Source organism: Sphingobium sp. TKS (assembly GCF_001563265.1).
Taxonomy (GTDB): Bacteria; Pseudomonadota; Alphaproteobacteria; order Sphingomonadales; family Sphingomonadaceae; genus Sphingobium.
The window spans coordinates 1,183,924-1,201,675 of record NZ_CP005083.1 but is presented as its reverse complement, the minus strand read 5'-3'; the positions used below and the strand labels follow the sequence as shown (position 1 = coordinate 1,201,675).

Annotated in this window: 18 protein-coding genes and 1 pseudogene; 9 read left to right on the top strand and 10 right to left on the bottom strand. The window is 63.3% G+C overall.

The window, feature by feature from the left end:
- Positions 1–171: 171 nt before the first annotated feature.
- Both K426_RS06035 and K426_RS06030 read right to left on the bottom strand, forming a co-directional pair.
- Complete coding sequence (locus tag K426_RS06035) at positions 172–489, bottom strand: hypothetical protein (RefSeq protein ID WP_066555016.1); 318 nt, start codon at positions 487–489, stop codon at positions 172–174.
- A 114-nt stretch (positions 490–603) separates the two neighbouring features.
- Positions 604–2,199: a phosphoenolpyruvate carboxykinase gene (locus K426_RS06030; RefSeq protein WP_066561421.1), complete on the bottom strand. Its 1,596-nt coding sequence runs from the start codon at positions 2,197–2,199 to the stop codon at positions 604–606.
- A 293-nt stretch (positions 2,200–2,492) separates the two neighbouring features.
- Between K426_RS06030 and K426_RS06025 the strand changes: the two genes are divergently transcribed.
- The 9 genes from K426_RS06025 (at position 2,493) to K426_RS05985 (ending at position 10,317) form a co-directional block, all read left to right on the top strand.
- Positions 2,493–3,200: a response regulator transcription factor gene (locus tag K426_RS06025; RefSeq protein WP_066555014.1), complete on the top strand. Its 708-nt coding sequence runs from the start codon at positions 2,493–2,495 to the stop codon at positions 3,198–3,200.
- Positions 3,166–4,761, top strand: coding sequence for an ATP-binding protein (locus tag K426_RS06020; RefSeq protein WP_066555012.1), 1,596 nt, complete (start codon positions 3,166–3,168; stop codon positions 4,759–4,761). The genes K426_RS06025 and K426_RS06020 overlap by 35 nt, the downstream gene beginning before the upstream one ends.
- A 109-nt stretch (positions 4,762–4,870) precedes the next feature.
- Positions 4,871–5,320 (top strand): HPr kinase/phosphorylase, encoded by a 450-nt coding sequence (locus K426_RS06015; protein ID WP_066555010.1) that lies wholly within the window; start codon positions 4,871–4,873, stop codon positions 5,318–5,320.
- Positions 5,317–6,249, top strand: coding sequence for an RNase adapter RapZ (gene rapZ / locus K426_RS06010; protein WP_066555008.1), 933 nt, complete (start codon positions 5,317–5,319; stop codon positions 6,247–6,249). The genes K426_RS06015 and rapZ overlap by 4 nt, the downstream gene beginning before the upstream one ends.
- Before the next feature lie 32 nt (positions 6,250–6,281).
- Entirely contained in the window at positions 6,282–6,686 is a 405-nt protein-coding gene (locus K426_RS06005; RefSeq protein ID WP_007687176.1) for a PTS sugar transporter subunit IIA, read from the top strand.
- A complete protein-coding gene (locus K426_RS06000) occupies positions 6,683–6,955 on the top strand; it encodes an HPr family phosphocarrier protein (RefSeq protein WP_066555006.1) in 273 nt (90 codons plus the stop codon). The genes K426_RS06005 and K426_RS06000 overlap by 4 nt, the downstream gene beginning before the upstream one ends.
- A 116-nt stretch (positions 6,956–7,071) precedes the next feature.
- The gene (locus K426_RS05995; RefSeq protein ID WP_066555004.1) at positions 7,072–8,067 is read left to right on the top strand and encodes a sensor domain-containing diguanylate cyclase; all 996 of its coding nucleotides are present in this window, start codon (positions 7,072–7,074) and stop codon (positions 8,065–8,067) included.
- A 142-nt stretch (positions 8,068–8,209) separates the two neighbouring features.
- Positions 8,210–9,010 carry a TrmH family RNA methyltransferase gene (locus tag K426_RS05990; protein WP_066555002.1) on the top strand — a complete coding sequence of 267 codons (801 nt, stop codon included), beginning with the start codon at positions 8,210–8,212 and terminating at the stop codon, positions 9,008–9,010.
- Positions 9,010–10,317, top strand: coding sequence for an MFS transporter (locus K426_RS05985; protein WP_066555000.1), 1,308 nt, complete (start codon positions 9,010–9,012; stop codon positions 10,315–10,317). Before K426_RS05990 ends, K426_RS05985 begins: the two co-directional genes overlap by 1 nt.
- Here the strand turns inward: K426_RS05985 and K426_RS05980 are convergent.
- The 8 genes and pseudogenes from K426_RS05980 to ffh all read right to left on the bottom strand — a co-directional run bounded on the left by K426_RS05980 (position 10,301) and on the right by ffh (position 17,649).
- Positions 10,301–10,808: pseudogene (locus tag K426_RS05980) on the bottom strand (GNAT family N-acetyltransferase). The gene K426_RS05985 and the pseudogene K426_RS05980 overlap by 17 nt on opposite strands.
- A gap of 78 nt (positions 10,809–10,886) precedes the next feature.
- Complete coding sequence (locus K426_RS05975) at positions 10,887–13,382, bottom strand: TonB-dependent receptor plug domain-containing protein (RefSeq protein ID WP_066554996.1); 2,496 nt, start codon at positions 13,380–13,382, stop codon at positions 10,887–10,889.
- A 342-nt stretch (positions 13,383–13,724) separates the two neighbouring features.
- Complete coding sequence (rplS, locus tag K426_RS05970; protein WP_066554995.1) at positions 13,725–14,093, bottom strand: 50S ribosomal protein L19; 369 nt, start codon at positions 14,091–14,093, stop codon at positions 13,725–13,727.
- 10 nt (positions 14,094–14,103) lie between these two features.
- On the bottom strand, positions 14,104–14,835 hold the full coding sequence (trmD, locus tag K426_RS05965) for a tRNA (guanosine(37)-N1)-methyltransferase TrmD (RefSeq protein WP_066554993.1): 732 nt from the start codon (positions 14,833–14,835) through the stop codon (positions 14,104–14,106).
- A complete protein-coding gene (locus tag K426_RS05960) occupies positions 14,832–15,104 on the bottom strand; it encodes a hypothetical protein (RefSeq protein WP_066554991.1) in 273 nt (90 codons plus the stop codon). The genes trmD and K426_RS05960 overlap by 4 nt, the downstream gene beginning before the upstream one ends.
- An 87-nt stretch (positions 15,105–15,191) precedes the next feature.
- Entirely contained in the window at positions 15,192–15,686 is a 495-nt protein-coding gene (gene rimM, locus K426_RS05955; protein ID WP_066554990.1) for a ribosome maturation factor RimM, read from the bottom strand.
- 5 nt (positions 15,687–15,691) lie between these two features.
- Complete coding sequence (rpsP, locus tag K426_RS05950; RefSeq protein ID WP_066554987.1) at positions 15,692–16,150, bottom strand: 30S ribosomal protein S16; 459 nt, start codon at positions 16,148–16,150, stop codon at positions 15,692–15,694.
- Positions 16,151–16,197: 47 nt separating this feature from the next.
- Entirely contained in the window at positions 16,198–17,649 is a 1,452-nt protein-coding gene (ffh, locus tag K426_RS05945) for a signal recognition particle protein (protein ID WP_066554985.1), read from the bottom strand.
- Positions 17,650–17,752 lie beyond the last annotated feature (103 nt).

Genomic DNA, 17,752 nt, shown 5'->3' with positions numbered 1-17,752 from the left:
CACGCCCGTCCCCGCAGCAAGGCCATAGCCGCTTCCCTATCGAAAAGCATACCTCATCATGGGTATGTCCGGCTATTTCCGCCAAACGTCATCCCAGCACAAGCTGGGATCTCAGGCGATAGGGCACGACCCGGCCTCACGAGATCCCAGCCTGCGCTGGGATGACGGAGATTAGCCGAACAGGCCTTTGGCCAGCCCGCCCAGTTCATTGAGCGGATTGCCGTCGCCGTCACGGTCGAACAGGCCGCCGATTTTCGACAATATGGCCTCGGGTCCGCCGAAATGCGCGAACAGTTCCTGCAGCTTGTCCGCCGAAACGCCATGTTCGGCAGCCGTGGTCGCCAGGGCAGCGACATCCGTTTCGCCCGAAGCGATCTTGCCGCCGATTTCGCTCATCAACGCCTGCATCTGCTCAGGCTGAAGGCCGATCTTCGCGGCAACCGCCTCCAGACCACCGAAATTGCCCATCAGATCATCAAACATAGCCATAGGAAATATCCCGCTGAAAATTCGATGCATGATAGCATTCCGCGCCGCCGACAGAAAGCGAAAGAGGCCGGGAGATTGCTCCCCCGGCCTCTTTCGTTACGGATCGCTCTGGCGTCAGGCAGCCGTCAGCGCCGCTTCGCGCACCGATGCGTCGACATGGTCCTCGAACTGGGCGAAATTGTCCACGAACTGCTTCACCAGCTTGCCGGCGGTTTCGTCATAAGCCGCCTTGTCGGTCCAGGTCGCCCGCGGATCGAGCATGGTCGAATCTACGCCCGGCACCGCTACCGGCACCTGGAAGCCGAAATTCGGATCGGTCCGGAATTCGGCATTATTCAGGCTGCCATCGAGCGCCGCGTTGAGCAAAGCACGCGTGACCTTGATCGGCATGCGCTTGCCGACGCCATATTTGCCGCCGGTCCAGCCGGTGTTGACCAGCCAGCAAGTGACGCCGCCCTTGTTGATGCGTTCCTTGAGCAGATTGCCGTAGACGGACGGATGACGCGGCATGAACGGCGCGCCGAAGCAGGTCGAGAAAGTGGCCGACGGCTCCGTCACGCCGATCTCGGTCCCCGCGACGCGCGCGGTATAGCCCGAGAGGAAGTGATACATGGCCTGATCCGGCGTCAGCCGCGCGATCGGCGGCAGCACGCCATAAGCGTCAGCGGTGAGGAAGATGATGTTCTTCGGCACCGGCCCCAGATTCTTTTCCGACGCGTTCGGGATGAAATCGATCGGATAGGAACCTCGGCTGTTCTCGGCCAGGCTGTTGTCGTCCAGGTCGATCTCGCGGGTTTCCTCGTCGATCACGACATTTTCCAGCACCGTGCCGAACCGCTTGGTGGTGGCGAAGATCTCCGGCTCGGCCTCGGCCGACAGGTTGATCATCTTGGCGTAGCAGCCACCCTCGAAATTGAAGACGGCAGTGTCCGACCAGCCATGCTCGTCGTCCCCAATCAGCGTGCGGCTGGCGTCGGCCGACAGGGTGGTCTTGCCGGTGCCCGACAGGCCAAAGAAGACGGCGGTGTCGCCATTGGGGCCGATATTGGCCGAACAGTGCATCGGCATCACGCCGTGGGTCGGCAGCAGATAGTTCAAGATCCCGAAGACCGACTTCTTCATCTCGCCCGCATAACGCGTGCCGCCGATCAGGATCAGCTTCTCGGTGAAGTTGACCGCGATCACGGTCTCGCTGCGGCTGCCATGGCGGGCCGGATCGGCCTTGAAGGTCGGCAGGTCGATGATCGTATATTCGGGCGCGAAGCCGCTCAGCTCATCCGCGCCCGGACGGACCAGCAGCGTGCGGATGAACAGATTGTGCCAGGCCAATTCGTTGATGACGCGCACATTGACGCGATGTTCGGGTTGCGACCCGCCGAACAGGTCAGCGACGTAGAGCTTGTCCTTCTGCCCCAGAGCGGCGAAGAAATCGGCCTTGAGCGCGGCGAAATGCTCCGGCGTCATGGGCACATTGGTCTTGCCCCACCAGACGGTGCTTTCGGTTTCCGCATCCTTCACGATGAACTTGTCGCTGGCGCTGCGGCCGGTATGCTTGCCGGTCTTGACGACCAGCGGGCCGTCCTTGGCCAAAATGCCTTCGCCATTGGCGAGCGCGGCTTCGACGAGGGGCGCGGTGCCCAGATTCCAAAATTGATCAGCCTTGGTGGAAATGCCCTGCTGATCGAGGGTGAAAGAGGATTTGGCCTGCACGCCTTTGCTCCTGAATATCATTATGTCCGGCCGCCATCTTATCATGTTCACGACCGGTCCGCCTCTCAGCGCCGCGATCTTCGTGCCGCGTGGCGCCATCTGCTGCAGACGAAGCGGGCATAAGCTTTTGCAGATGGTGCGTCAAACCCCGGAAAACGCCGCAACCGCTGCATTTATCCCGAATTCCCACGGGTACGCCGCATAACCCGCCTGCCCGAGCTTCCTTGCGGGGGGAGCCACCTTCGTCTAACGCATGGGCACATTTCCATTGCCGACGATTTTCGGGGCGCAGTATGACCGCAACCATCGCTCTGGTGGACGATGACAAGAATATCCTGACCTCCGTCTCGATCGCGTTGCAGACGGAGGGGTTCATGACGCGCCTCTATTCGGATCCGGAGTCCGCGCTGAAGGCGTTGATCGACAATCCGGCCGACCTTGCCGTGTTCGACATCAAGATGCCGCGCATGGACGGCCTGGAACTGCTGCGGCGGCTGCGCGAGAAAAGCCATATGCCGGTCATCTTCCTGACGTCCAAGGCCGATGAGCTGGACGAGGCGCTGGGCCTGGCCATGGGCGCGGACGACTATATCTCCAAGCCCTTCTCCCAGCGGCTGCTGATCGCGCGCATCCGCGCCATCCTGCGCCGGGCGGAGGTCAGCAAGGCGGATGCCGCGCCCGACGAGCCGGTCGCGGAACCGATCGTGCGCGGACGGCTGGAAATGGACCCGGCCCGCCACCGGGTGAAATGGATGGGCCGGGACGTGACGCTGACCGTCACCGAATTCCTGATCCTGGAAACGCTCGCCCAGCGTCCCGGCGTGGTCAAGAACCGCAACCAGTTGATGGATGCCGCCTATCAGGATGACGTCTATGTCGACGACCGCACCATCGACAGCCACATCAAGCGCCTGCGCCGCAAGTTCCGCGAAGCCGACCCCGAATTCAACGCAATCGACACCCTCTATGGCGCCGGCTACCGCTTCTCCGAAGAAGTATGACGCGGGCGCAGGGTGGAGCTGGTCCGGCCGGATCAGCCTGACCCCGCGCATCCTGGCGGTCAATGTGTTCGCGCTGGCGCTGCTGGCGGGGGGCTTCTTCTATCTCGACAGCTATCGCACGCGCATCGTCGACGACCGGCTGGAGCAATCGGCGCGGGAACTGGAGCTGCTGGCGATCGGCCTGGAAAATGCCCCGGCGGACCGGCAGAACGCGCTCATCGCCACTTATGCGTGGCAGACGGGGGATCGCGTCCGCCGCTATGACGGCGCGGGGCGGCTGATCGCGGACAGCTTCACCATGAATGCGCCGCGCTATCGCCTGCGCCTGCCCGATGAGGAAGAATGGCAGCGCCATGTCGCCCGCTTCCTGGACAAGGTGATCGACCGCGTCGTCTCCGCCGACCGGCCGCCCAATTTCGAGGAGCCGGCAGTCGACCGGGCGCAGGCCTGGCCCGAACTGGTGCTGGCGCGGAAAAGCGGCCGGACCCAGGCGGTGAACCGCTATGCGCCAGACCGCACTTTCATGATTTCGGCCGCCGTCATCGTGAAGGACGGCACCAACCTGCTCGGGACCGAAAATGCCCGCGACATCACCCGCGTCGTCCGGGCCGAGCGGTTCCGCCTGGGCATGGTGCTGGCGGCAGCGGTGCTGGCTTCGGTGCTGCTATCGCTTTTCCTGGCGCGGACCATCGTGCAGCCGTTGCAGCGCCTCGCCCGCGCGGCGGTGCGGGTGCGGCTGGGCCGGGCGCGCGAAGTCACCGTGCCGCGCCTGCCCGACCGGCGCGACGAAATCGGCATGCTCGCCCGCGCCCTGTCGGACATGAGCCATGCGCTGCGCCAGCGGATCGACGCGACCGACGCCTTTGCCGCCGATGTCAGCCATGAACTCAAGAACCCGATCGCCTCGCTCCGCTCCGCGCTGGACGCGCTGGACCGGGTGGACAAGCCGGAGCTGCGCGCCCAGCTCATGGCGATCGCGCAGGACGATGTGCGCCGGCTCGACCGGCTGGTCACCGACATTGCCGAAGCCTCCCGCATCGACGCCCAATTGTCGCGCACCCGGTTCGAGCCGATCGACCTTGGCCTGCTGATCGAGAAGATGGTCGTCGCGCGGGAGGCGCGCGGCGTCGGCCGCGGCGTCCGCCTGGCCTTCGCCCGCCCGCGCAAGAATGTCGCGGTGGTGCTGGGCGAGGAACAGCGGATCATCCGCGTGCTCGACAATCTCATCGACAATGCGGTGTCCTTCTCCCCCGATGGCGGGCTGGTCCAGATCGTCGCGACGGTGGCGGACAATGAAGTGCTGGTCAGCGTCGAGGATCAGGGACCGGGCGTCCCTGAATCCGAGCGCGAACATGTCTTTCGCCGCTTCCACAGCGTCCGTCCGGAAAATGAGGCGTTCGGCAAGCATTCGGGCCTTGGCCTGGCCATCGCCCGCTCGATCGTGGAGGGGCATCAGGGCAAGATCAGCATTGCCGACCGCCAGGATGCGCAGAGCGGCGCCTGCTTCATCATGCGCCTGCCCATGGCGGTGGAACGCGACCCCGGCATGATTTCGGAATAGGCGCACCGCTTCGTGCATTGAACGTGCACCATAATGAGAAACGCCCCGGTTAATTCCATTCCCACCAGCGCCAACAAGAGCTAATATGACGTCAAAGCGATAAGGCGATATGGCGTCGACACCTTCTTCCGAAACCCTGCATGCGACCAGCGTGGCGATCAATGGCCAGGCCGTCCTGCTCTGCGGTCCCAGCGGCATGGGCAAATCCGATCTGGCGCTGCGCCTGATCGATCGCGGCGCCGTGCTCGTCAGCGACGACTATACCCGCGTGCTTGAAATCGAGGGCCGCCTGTTCGCCCGCGCGCCCGACCGGATCGTCGGCATGATGGAAGTGCGCGGGATTGGCCTCATCGACATGCCCCATGCCGACAACGCCCCTGTCGCCCTCGCCGTCGACCTTAGCGACATGGTGGAGCGCATGCCGCTGGAACCCGCGATGCGTCCGATCGCCGGTATCGACGTCCCCGTCGTCCGGCTCGCCCCGTTCGAAGCCTCCGCCGCGATCAAGGTGGAACTGGCCGTCAGGAACATGGGCCTGAAGACCATGAGCCTATCGTGAGTTTCGAAACGCCGAAGACCATATTGCTCGTTTCCGGCCTGTCTGGCGCGGGCAAGACCACCGCGCTCAAGACGCTGGAGGATATGGGTTGGGAAGTGGTGGACAATCTGCCGCTGGTGCTGCTCGGCCGGCTGCTCGACACTCCCCTGCCCGAAGGGCATAACGAGGGGATCGACCGGCCGCTCGCGCTGGGCATCGATGCGCGTACCCGCGGCTTCGACGCTGGCGCCATCGTCCAGCGGATCAAGGCGCTGCGGTCCCGCCACGGCCATGACGTGGAGACGCTGTTCCTGGATTGTTCGGACGCGGAGCTGGAGCGCCGTTTTGCCGAGACGCGCCGCCGTCACCCGCTGGCCGCCGACCGCCCCGCCGCCCATGGCATCGCCCGCGAACGCGAACTGACCGAGCCGCTGCGCCGCTGGGCCAATCAGGTGATCGACACCAGCAGCCTGTCCAGCAATGGATTGCAGCAGGAAATCCGCAACCGCTTCTCCCGCGAGGGGCTGTCGGACCCGGTTCTGACGATCATGTCCTTCGGCTATTCGCGCGGCGTGCCGCTGAGCGCCGACCTGATGTTCGACATGCGCTTCCTGCGCAATCCGCATTGGGAGGACGCATTGCGGCCGAAAACCGGCCTCGATCCCGATGTCGCCGCCTATATCATGGAAGATCCGGCCTATGAGGAGGCGATCGGGCGCATCGAACAATTGCTGACCCTGCTGCTGCCGCGCTATGCGGGGGGCGGAAAAAGCTACATTACCGTTGCTTTCGGATGTACGGGGGGCCGTCATCGCTCCGTCCATGTGACCGAACGCGTCGCCAGATACTTGCAAGATGCGGGCTTTTCGCCCACGGTCTCGCACCGCAATATGGAATCAGCGCCCCAGGACGCCCTGGAGAAGCGCGGACCGGGAGGCCCGAAAGCGTAATCCATGAAAAACAGGTGGGCCACGTAAGCAAGATGATTGGACTGGTACTCGTCACCCACGGGGCGCTGGCGACGGAATTTGTCGTCGCGATGGAGCATGTGGTCGGTCCGCAGCAGCAGATCGAGACCATCTGCATCGGCCCTGAGGACGATATGGAGATGCGCCGCGCCGACATTGCGGATGCGGTCGCCCGCGTCAATGACGGGTCGGGCGTCATCCTGCTGACCGACCTGTTCGGCGGCACCCCGTCCAATCTGGCCATTTCGCTGCTGAAGGCGGGCGAGATCGAGGTGATCGCGGGCATCAACCTGCCCATGCTGATCCGCCTGGAAAGCGCCCGCAAGGTCATGGACGTGCGCCAGGCCGTCGCCGCCGCGCGGGAAGCGGGCCAGAAATATATCAGCGTTGCATCGGAACTGTTGGGCAGCACCACATGAGCGAAATCAGCCAGGAAGTCAGGATCAGCAACCGGCGCGGCCTGCATGCCCGCGCCAGCGCGAAATTCGTGACGCTGGCCAGCGGCCTGCCCGCCCAGATCACCGTGCGCAAGGACAGCAGCGAAGTCACCGGCACGTCCATCATGGGCCTGATGATGCTGGGCGCGGCGATGGGCGACAGTATCACCATCAGCGCCACTGGTCCGGAAGCGGCCGATTCGCTGGGCAAGCTGGTGACGCTGGTCGAGGACAAGTTCGGGGAAGAATAAGGCAGGCTGCGCCCGCCAAGCCTTTGTTAAATATCGGCAGGCGATTATCACGAGAAGACTGAACGAGAATCGCGGGACGTGGGAGAGGCCACCTCGCCAGTTGAGGGTAATTGGCCATGCTCGATCCAAAGCTGATGGACGAACCGGCGCGTCTCGCCGCGCTTGATCGCTACGAAGTTCTGGACACGCCACGGGAACCCTCTTTCGATCGCATCACCGATCTGGTCCGCAGCATTTTGGGCGTGCCGATTTCCGCCGTCTCGCTGGTGGACGCCGATCGGCAATGGTTCAAGTCGCTGGCCGGTCTCGACGGCAGCGAAACGGCGCGCGACGTCGCCTTTTGCAACCATACCATCCGCGAGCGGGCGCCGATGGTCGTCACCGACGCGAGGGAAGATGCGCGCTTTCGCGACAATCCGCTGGTGACGGGCGATCCCAATATCCGCAGCTATGCCGGCATCCCGCTGGAAACGCCCGACGGCTATAATATCGGCTCGCTTTGCGCGATCGATACGGTGCCGCGCCAGTTTGACCCCGGCCAGATCGCCATCCTCCAGAATCTGGCGGCGCTGGTGGTCGAGCAGCTCGAACTGCGCCGCATCGCTGAACGCGATCATCTGACCGGCGCGCTCAGCCGCCGGGCCTTCCTCAACGAAATGAACCGCGCCATCGCGCTGTTCGAACGGCATGAGCGGCCCGCCAGCCTGCTGCTGTTCGACATCGATCATTTCAAGCGGATCAACGATACCCACGGCCACCCCGCCGGCGACCAGGTCATCCGCGGCATCGCCCGGCTCTGCACCAGCCTGCAACGGCCCAGCGATTCGCTTGGCCGGCTTGGCGGTGAGGAATTCGGCATATTGCTGCCCGAAACCGGGGAAGACGATGCCGCCAGAGCGGCGCAACGCTTCTGCGAGGCGATTGCCGTAACCGAAATCCCCGGCACGCCGCCGCTGCACGTCACGGTCAGCTTCGGCGTGGCGGAACTGCGCGGCGACTGGCCGACCGGCGAAAGCTGGATGGCGGTGGCGGACATGGCGCTCTACGAAGCCAAGCGCTCCGGCCGCAACCGGATCGCCGTCGCACGGCATGACGCGTCCCACGCGACCTAGGGTGCGGGAATGACGGACTGCAAATAGCCATCTCTGGCCATTTCCGACCAAATCCCTTCACATCCAAGCCCCCTACCCTTTTCCGCGATCCCCCTATAGAGAGGCCGTTTCGGCGGACATTCAAAAGGTTTGAGACAGGATCGTGGCGCGAGAAATCACCGGATTTTCCAACCCGCTGGTGAAGCGCGTCCGCTCCCTGCGGGAGAAGAAATTCCGCAAGGCCGAGGGGCTGTTCCTGGCCGAAGGGCTGCGCATCCTGACCGAAGCGCGCGAGGAAGGCGTGCTGCCAGAAATGCTGTTCCATGCCGGGTCGACCCACCCGCTGGCCGCCGATCTGATCGCGGCGATGGAGGCGGCGGGCGGCGACGTCATCGAAACCACGCCCGATATCCTCTCGAAAATCTCCGGCAAGGATAATGCGCAGGCCGTGGTCGGCGTCTATCGCGACCGGCTGACCCCGCTGGCGAAGCTCGACCGCGGCAAGGCCGATATCTGGATCGTCGCCCAGTCGCTGCGCGATCCCGGCAATCTGGGCACCATATTGCGCACCGGAGATGCCGTGGGCGCGGGCGGGCTGATCCTGATCGACGATTGCGTCGATCCTTTTTCCGTCGAATCCGTGCGCGCCAGCATGGGCGCCCTCTTCACCCAAAGTATCACCCAGGCGCGCTGGGGCGAGTTCATGCACTGGCTGCGCGAGGGGCCGGGCGAACTGATCGGCACCAGCCTGAAGGCCACGCACGACTATCAGGAGCCGCGCTACCAAAGCCCCAGCTTCCTGCTGGTCGGCAATGAAGCGCAGGGTTTACCTGAAAGCTATGAGGCCGAATGCGACCTGCTGGTGAAGATGCCGATGCTGGGCAAGGCCGACAGTTTGAACGCGGCGGTCGCCTGCGCGGTCATGGCCTATGAATTGCTGAACCAGAAGCGGGCGACGAAATAATGGCGACGGGGGGCGTGCAAGCGGTGGAGGCAGGGGCCGGGAAAATGGGCGGGATGGACGCGATGCTGCGCCACAAGCGGGTGCTGGCGGCCAGCCTGATCGGCACGGCGGTCGAATTTTACGACTTCTATATCTACGCCACCGCCGCCAGCCTGGTCTTCGGCCCGCTTTTCTTTCCCTCCTCCTCCCCTTCCGCGCAATTGCTGGCGGCCTATGGCAGCCTTGCCCTCGCCTTTTTCGCCCGGCCCTTGGGCGCGGCGGTGTTCGGCCATTATGGCGACCGCATCGGGCGCAAGACGACGCTGGTGACGTCGCTGATGCTGATGGGCGGATCGACCCTCGCCATCGGTTTCCTGCCGACCTATCAGAGCATCGGCTGGTGGGCGCCGCTGATCCTCTGCATCCTGCGCTTCGGTCAGGGGTTCGGGCTGGGCGGCGAATGGGGCGGCGCGGCTCTGCTGGCGGTGGAGAACGCCCCGCCTGGCTGGCGGGCGCGCTTCGGCATGTTCCCGCAATTGGGCGCGCCGGTCGGATTCCTCGCCGCCAACGGGCTGTTCCTGATCCTTGGCACCTTCCTCAGCGACAAGGATTTCTTCGCCTGGGGCTGGCGCCTGCCTTTCCTGGGCAGCGCGGTCCTGGTGTTCCTGGGTCTGTGGATTCGCCTGAAACTCACCGAGACGCCGGAATTCGCCGCCGCCAGAGCCGAAGCCCCGCCGCCCGCCGTGCCGCTGGCCACGCTGTTCAAGAACCATTTGGGCGCCGCGATCGCGGGCACCTTTGCCTGCGCCGCCTGCTTCGCGGTCTATTATATCGCGACAGCCTTTGCCCTTGGCTACGGCACCGCCACGCTCATGATCGACCGGGAAACCTTCCTGGCGATCCAGCTCGGCGCGATCCTGTTCATGGCGCTCAGCATCATCCTCGCCGGCTGGTGGGCGGACAGGAGCAGCCCGACCCGCGTGCTGGTGGCGGGCTGCATCGGCACGGTGCTGATGGGCGTGATTTTCGGCCCCGCCATCGGCACCGGGCAATTGCTGCCGATCTTCCTGATCCTCAGCCTCGCGCTGTTTCTGATGGGCTTCGTCTATGGCCCGCTGGGCGCCTATCTGCCGCATCTCTTCCCGGTGCAGCTTCGCTATACCGGCGCGTCCTTCGCCTTCAATCTGGGCGGGATCATCGGCGGCGCGCTGGCGCCGATCGTCGCGACCTGGCTGATCCAGGTTCAGGGGGTGGAACTGGTCGGCCTCTATATGTCGGCGGCAGCGGCGCTCAGCCTGATCGGCCTCTGGTTCACAAGTCGGCAATAGGCTTGCGCATCAAGATCAGCGGCACGCCGCGATCCTCGAACGCGTGCACATCGATGAAACCGAAGCTGCGATAAAGCGGCACGCCCGCCATGGTGGCGGACAGTTCCAGCGCGGAGAAACCCTCCACCCGCGCCGCCTGTTCGCAGAGCGACAGGATCAACCTGCCAACGCCTTTGCGCACATGGTCGGGATGCGTGTACATCGCCCGCACCTTGGCCGCCTCTGTCCCCGGATCGAGCAGCCGGTCGTCACGGCCTGCGCTATGATTGCCGCCATAAGCCGTCGCAACCGGCGATCTGCCCCCGATCCTCGATCACGAAATAAGTGCCGTCGCTGATCAACCGGCTGTCCAGCCCCATGAAGGCATGGCTGGCCCTCACCTGTGCCGGCGTGAGGAAATCATCCTGCAACCGGTCAATGGCCAATGTCATAGCAGCGGAAAGCGATGCTTCATCCGTGAGCGTGGCCAGCCTGTGAGTCAGTAAGGTCATGATCGGCCCGGTTGGCGGCCATATCCCCGAAAGGAAAGCGGCCACCGGCCCGAAAGCCGGTGACCGCCCAAGGTGCCGTCAGAAGCTGAAGTTGATACGGCCGTAATAATAGCCGCCATTGATGCCATAGGGCGTGAACGTGACCGGCGCATTCAGCACCGCTCCACCATCGATCGGCAGGCCGTCAGCCCCATTGGGCACCGTATCCGCCTTCTTGTTGAAGAGGTTGTTGGCGCCGAACGACAGCTTGATCGCCGGGGTCAGGTCGTAGCTCGCTTCCAGATCGGTGAGCGCGGCGGCCCCCGACTTCACCGTGGGAGTCGTGCCATTATACAGCACCACCTGCGAGGCTTTGCCGTAGAAGGTCTCCCGCAGGTTCATGCTGAAGCCGCCCCAGGTCAGCAGAGCGCCCAGAATCACCTTATATTTGGGTGAGGCGTTCTCCAATATGCTGCGCGAGTCCGCCGCGAAGAAGGCATCGGTCAGATTGAGATGGGTGATCTTCGTTTCATTATAATTCGCTGACAGGGACCAGAGGATGCTGCCGTCCCCGATGGGCGTCGGATAGCTGGCCGTCACGTCGACGCCGCGCGTCCGGGTGTCGGCACCGTTGGTGAAGAGCGTGATGCCAGCATCGCCATTCTGCAGCACGAAGGGATCGAGAACATTGCCATGGGCGGCAATGGCATCGAGCACGTCCTGACCTGAAAACTGGCCGTTGCTCGGCGCCAATTGCCCACCGACGAGACCGAAGATGGACCCTGTCCCGACGATTCGGTCCTTCACCTTCACCTGATAAGCATCGATCGTGACGTTCAGCTTGGGGATTGGCCGGATGACCAGGCCAGCGCTGAAATTGGTCGACGTTTCCGGTTTCAGGTCGTCATAGCCCAGCAGCTTCGCCGCGGCCGAGTTGGGCGGCAACTGAACGAAGGCCGTCGTCGGCCCGACATTGGTCGAGGAATAATATTCCTCCAGCAGCGACGGCGCGCGGAAGCCGGTGCTGACCGTACCGCGCAATGCGAACTGCTCGGTAAAGTCGAAGCGGGTCGTGACCTTCCACGTCCATTTTGTGCCGAAATCGCTATAATCCTCGTAACGGACAGCTCCGTCGATCTTCCACATGTCGATCGGATTCAGCGCCAGGTCCACATAGGCCGCGACGTTGTGCCGCTTATGCTTGCCAGCGTCGGTCGACACGAAGCCCGGATAGGACTGGCCCCCCTCGAAATAGGTCGATGCGAAGTCGCCCTTGCCGATGGAGAATGTATTCTCCCGATATTCCGCGCCGAAGGCCAGATTGACCGGCTGCACCAGGCCGACATCAAACTCCTTTGCGATGTCGAGATTGCTGGTCCATTCCGTCGCCTTCAGGAAGCCGTCATAGAAATTGCTCGGCGTCGATCCGGTGTTGATGAACAGGCTCCGGTTGGCGGAATCCAGCGTGTAGAGCTTGGCATAATCCTGCCCATAGGTGGTGCTGAGATCCCAGCGGAAGCCGCCCGCCTCGCCCTTGATCCCGCCGGTGTTGGAGAAATCATCCTCCTTGATCGCCTCACGCGGGTTGAAGCCGGTGGCACTATATAGAATCTGCTCGCCAGCAACGCCCAGGACCGGGGAGCGAGAGACGCGCCAGGGTTGGCGGTAATTTTCATAGGCGCTCGCCTCGCGCCGCCCATAGCTGCCGAAAGCGTAAAGTTCGACGCCCCCGAAATCATAGCCCGCATTATACATGATAGTGCTGAGCGTCGAGCGCGAATCGCCAACGATGCGGTTGGTATAGGGCGCATTGGGCAGGCCGATCGCCGCCATCGCCGTATGCGCGGCGCCAAGATCGGACCGCAGCGTGCCGTCTTCATTATAGATGCGCGAATCAACGCCACCGCGCTGCGAGAAACCGTGGAAGCGATGGAACATGGTGAAGTTGAGATAGCCGTCCGGCCCGACGTCCGGCGCGAAGGTCACGCTGCCCGAATAAGTGTTGCCGTCGCCCTTATAATATTGCCCGGCGGTCAGATTGCCGGAGATGGAGCCCTTGTCTTCCTTGAGGATGATGTTGATGACGCCCGCGATCGCATCGGACCCATATTGCGCCGCCGCGCCGTCCTCCAGCACCTCGATCCGGCCGATTGCGCCCGGCGGGATCAGGTCGAGGTCGGGCGCCACCGCACCCTGGAAGGGCCCACCCAGAACGTGAAGATTGGCCGTGCCGTGCCGCCGCTTGCCGTTCACCAGGACCAGTGCATGGTTCGGGCTGAGGCCGCGCAGACGCGCCGAGAGTGTCAGGTTCGCCGTGTCCCCGCCAAAGGCTTCCGCAGTGAAGGAAGGAACAAGCTGCGTCAGCACCTGGTTGAGATTGGGTTGCCCGACCTTGGTCAGCGCTTCGCTATCGAGAACCTTGATCGGCGCAGCGCTTTCGGCCGCCGTGACGCCGGTCGCGCGTGTGCCGGTGACGATGATCGCCGCGCCATCGGTAGCGGAGGCCGCCTGCGGATCGGTCTGTGCCAGAACGGCCGCTGGAGAAGACAGCGCTATAACCATGGCTGCGCGAGAAACGAAACTCTTACGGTTCATGAACCAGCCCCTTGCTTCATTATGAAGAGAGCCTCTCCCGACCGATATTTTCTCGTTATTATTTATCCGTTTTCGGCAAATTATTTGAGACGCATTGATCCTGCTCCAAACCCGCAGGATTGAATTTTGGAAATATTGAGCAATCTCTGGAAACGGAACGCTGACACAAAACCGCCATCAAAGAAAAATGAATTTCTGCTGCGGCGCAAAATCTCTTGGAAAACGGAAGACGAAAAACGCGTTCATCTTTCATCAAATCATTGAGATATAAAGAAAAAGGCGGCGTCCCGATGGGACGCCGCCTGTCTCTTTTTTACAACTGTCAAGACGGCGTAAAAGCGATCAATCCTCGCTGCGCACGTCGCGGCGCTCGGCAATGCGAGCGCGCTTGCCGGTGCGGCCGCGCAGATAATAGAGCTTCGCGCGACGCACCACGCCCTTGCGGACGACGGTGATCGAATCGATGTTCGGGGAATAGAGCGGGAAAACGCGCTCCACACCTTCACCGAAGCTGATCTTGCGCACGGTGAAGTTGCTGCCCATGCCCTTGTTCGAGCGGGCGATGCAGACGCCTTCATAATTCTGAACGCGGCTGCGCTCACCTTCGATGACCTTCACGCCGACGCGCAGCGTGTCACCCGGACGGAATTCCGGAATATCCTTGGCGAGAGCCGCGATGTTTTCAGCCTCGATCTGCTGGATCAAGTTCATGAGCTTAGTCCTACTTTTCGCGTTGCGCACCAGAGGGCGACTGGTCCCGAACGCCGATATGGCGTTCCCAAAGGTCCGGCCGCCTTAGCCGTGTGTCATCCTCCGCCCTTTGTTTCCGCCAGGCGGCGATCTTCGCATGATCCCCCGATCGCAACACTTCAGGGATCGTGCGCCCTTCCCACTCAGCGGGTCGGGTATAGTGCGGATATTCGAGAAGGCCGCTTTCGAAGCTCTCTTCATCCCCACTGGAAGCGGCGCCCATTACCCCAGGAAGCAGGCGGATGCAAGCATCCAGCAGCATCAGCGCGCCCATCTCTCCGCCGGAGAGGATGATGTCGCCCATGCTGATCTGCTCGACCGGGCGCGCCTCGAAAATCCGTTCGTCAAAACCCTCGAACCGGCCGCAGAGGATGGTGGCTCCGGGTCCGGCGGCGAGCTGGCGGATACGGCGCTGGGTGATCGGCGCCCCGCGCGGCGTCATGGCGATGACGGGCAGATCGGGCGCCTTTTCCAGCGCATGGTCGATGGCGAGGCCAAGGATATCGGCGCGCAGCACCATGCCCGCACCGCCGCCCGCCGGAGTATCGTCCACCGTGCGATGCTTGTCAGTGGCAAAGTCGCGAATATGGATAGGGTCGCAGGCCCACTTTCCCTCAACCAGCGCCCGTCCCGCAAGCGATAGGCCAAGCGGCCCCGGAAACATCTCTGGATAAAGCGTCAGTATCTGCGCATGAAAGCTCATGCCTTGCGCGCCTTGAGCCATGCCCCCGCCATGCCGCCCAGCAGCGACACCGCGCCACCACCCATCAATGCGACGCCGATGGCGCGCAGCAGATCGGCGAAGGGCCGATCCGGCTGCATCAGCGCCGGCAGCAGGAACAGCATGGGAATAGGAATGATCAGCCCTACCGCCGCAGCGATTTTCAGCCCGCGTGACCAGGACATGGTGAACAGCCGCCAGCCAGCGGCGACCATCAACAGCAGATAGAGGGCAGCAAGGATTTTCGGCATGGTTGGGCGCCTTACTGTGGTTTTCAACTATGCGCGCTCCTGCAAAGGCTGGAGCACGATCTTCCATGCTTCACTAAACTCGATCAATCAGACGGCGAATGCCACCTCGATCACCGCCCGATCATCCGCGATGGTCACGGCGTGCATCGGCGCCATGAAGCGTTTGCCGCCCTTGCCATCAATAGCTGTCCGTTCGACTTCGATGATATCGCCCGCGCCGAAATTCTCGACCGCGACGATATGGCCCAACGCCTCGCCATCGCTGGAGAGGCAGGGCAAGCCAATGAGATCGGCATGATAATATTCGCCCTCCCCCAGCGGAGGCAGGGCGGAACGGGGCACGGTGAGTTCGGTCCCGCGCAGGGCTTCGGCAGCGCTCCGGTCGCCAATCTCAGCGAAGCGCGCGACGGCGCCATTGGGGCCGGGGCGCACCGACTTCAAGGTCAGCGTGCGCCCCGCCGCATCGAAGCCCTTATAGGATTTGAGAGCCTCAGCCCCCTCCCCAAAGAGCTTCAGACGGACTTCGCCCGCCACCCCATGCGCACCGATGATGACGGCGAGAGTGACGGGCGTGTCGGTCAAAGGATTCAGCCTTCAGCCTGTTCTTCAGCCGGAGCCGCTTCTTCAGCAGCCGGGGCTTCTTCCACGGCCGGAGCGGCAGCGGCTTCAGCGGCGGCAGCCTTGGCGGCTTCGGCAGCTTCAGCGGCTTCCGCAGCCTTGGCGGCGCGGTCTTCGGCGCGATCCTTGGCCTTCTGACCCGGCTCGGCCTTCTTCGGGTTGTTGCGGGCAGCGCGTTCCTTCACGCCCGCGGCATCGAGGAAGCGGGCCACGCGGTCGGTCGGCTGGGCGCCTGCGGCAACCCAGTGCTTGGCGCGCTCGACGTCGATCACGACGCGCTTTTCGTCGCCCTTGGGCAGGACGGGGTTGTAGCTGCCGATGCGCTCGATGAACTTGCCGTCACGCGGGGCGCGGCTGTCGGCCACGACGATGCGATAATAGGGACGCTTCTTGGAACCGCCGCGCGAAAGACGAATGGACGTTGCCATGGATAACTGACCTTACCTTTCTGACTAATCTAATTGCTTGAAAATATTTATTTCTTGAGGAAATTCTGAAAACCGGGCGGAAGGTTGGGCATATTGCCCCCCAGCCCCGGCAGACCCTGCGGAGGCGCGCCGCCACCGCCGAGCATCCCATCGAGCCCACCACCGGTGAACATCTTGGCCAGCCCCTTCAGGCCGCCCATCTTGCGGATCTTCTTCATCGCCGTTTCCATTTCCTGATGCATTTTCAGGAGACGGTTCACTTCCTGCACCGTGGTGCCGCTACCCTTGGCGATGCGAATCTTGCGCTTGGCGTTGATGAGGGCGGGCTTTTCCCGCTCCTTGGGCGTCATAGAGCCGATCATCGCGTCGAGATGAATCAGCGTCTTGTCGTTGGCGCCGCTATTGGCCATCGCCGCCTGCGCCTTTTTCAAGCCCGGCAACATGCCCGCCAGCGCGCCAAGGCCGCCCATGCGGCGCATCTGACCCAGTTGGGCGCGCAGGTCGTTCATGTCGAACTGACCCTTGGCCATTTTCTTGGCGAGCTTGTCGGCTTCCTCGGCGTCGATGCTCTCGGCCGCCTTCTCGACCAGCGACACGACGTCGCCCATGCCCAGAATGCGCTGCGCGACACGCTGCGGATGGAACTGCTCAATGGCATCCAGCTTTTCGCCGGTGCCCGCAAACTTGATCGGACGGCCGGTCACCGCGCGCATCGACAGCGCCGCACCGCCACGGGCGTCGCCGTCCATACGGGTCAGCACCACGCCGGTCAGCGGCACTTGGCTCGTAAAGCTGGACGCGACATTCACCGCGTCCTGGCCGGTCAGCGAGTCGACCACCAGCAGGATTTCCGCCGGGTTGGAGACGTCAGCGACAGCCTTCATCTCGTCCATCAGCGCCTGATCGACATGCAGACGCCCGGCGGTGTCGAGCATCACCACGTCGAAACCCTGGAGCTTCGCCGCCTGCAAGGCGCGCTTGGCGATCTCGACCGGCTGCTGGCCCGGCACGATCGGCAGCGTCGCCACATCGGTCTGGGTGCCCAGAACCGCCAACTGCTCCTGCGCGGCGGGGCGCTGGACGTCGAGCGACGCCATCAGCACCTTCTTGCGCTCTTTTTCCTTGAGGCGCTTGGCGATCTTGGCGGTGGAGGTGGTCTTGCCCGACCCCTGCAAGCCGACCATCATGATGACGGCGGGTGGCGTCACGTCGATCAGCAGATCGGAGGTTTCCGACCCCAGCACGGCGGTCAGCGCGTCGCTGACGATCTTCACCACCTGCTGGCCCGGCGTCACCGAACGCAGGACGTTCTGGCCGACCGCCTGTTCGGTCACATCCTCGACGAACTCGCGGACGACGGAAAGGGCGACATCGGCTTCGAGCAACGCGATTCGCACCTCGCGCATCGCGGCGCGGACATCGTCCTCCGTAAGCGCACCGCGCCCACGCAGCTTGTCGAATACCCCACCGAGACGATCGCTTAGCGAATCGAACATCATCACCTCATTTGGGCCGAAAAGCCCGGAAAACTGTGCTTACCCCGCCAAACGACAAAATCGCCGGCGGGCGAATCCTCGCCGGCCAGCGTCCATCCGGTGCCCC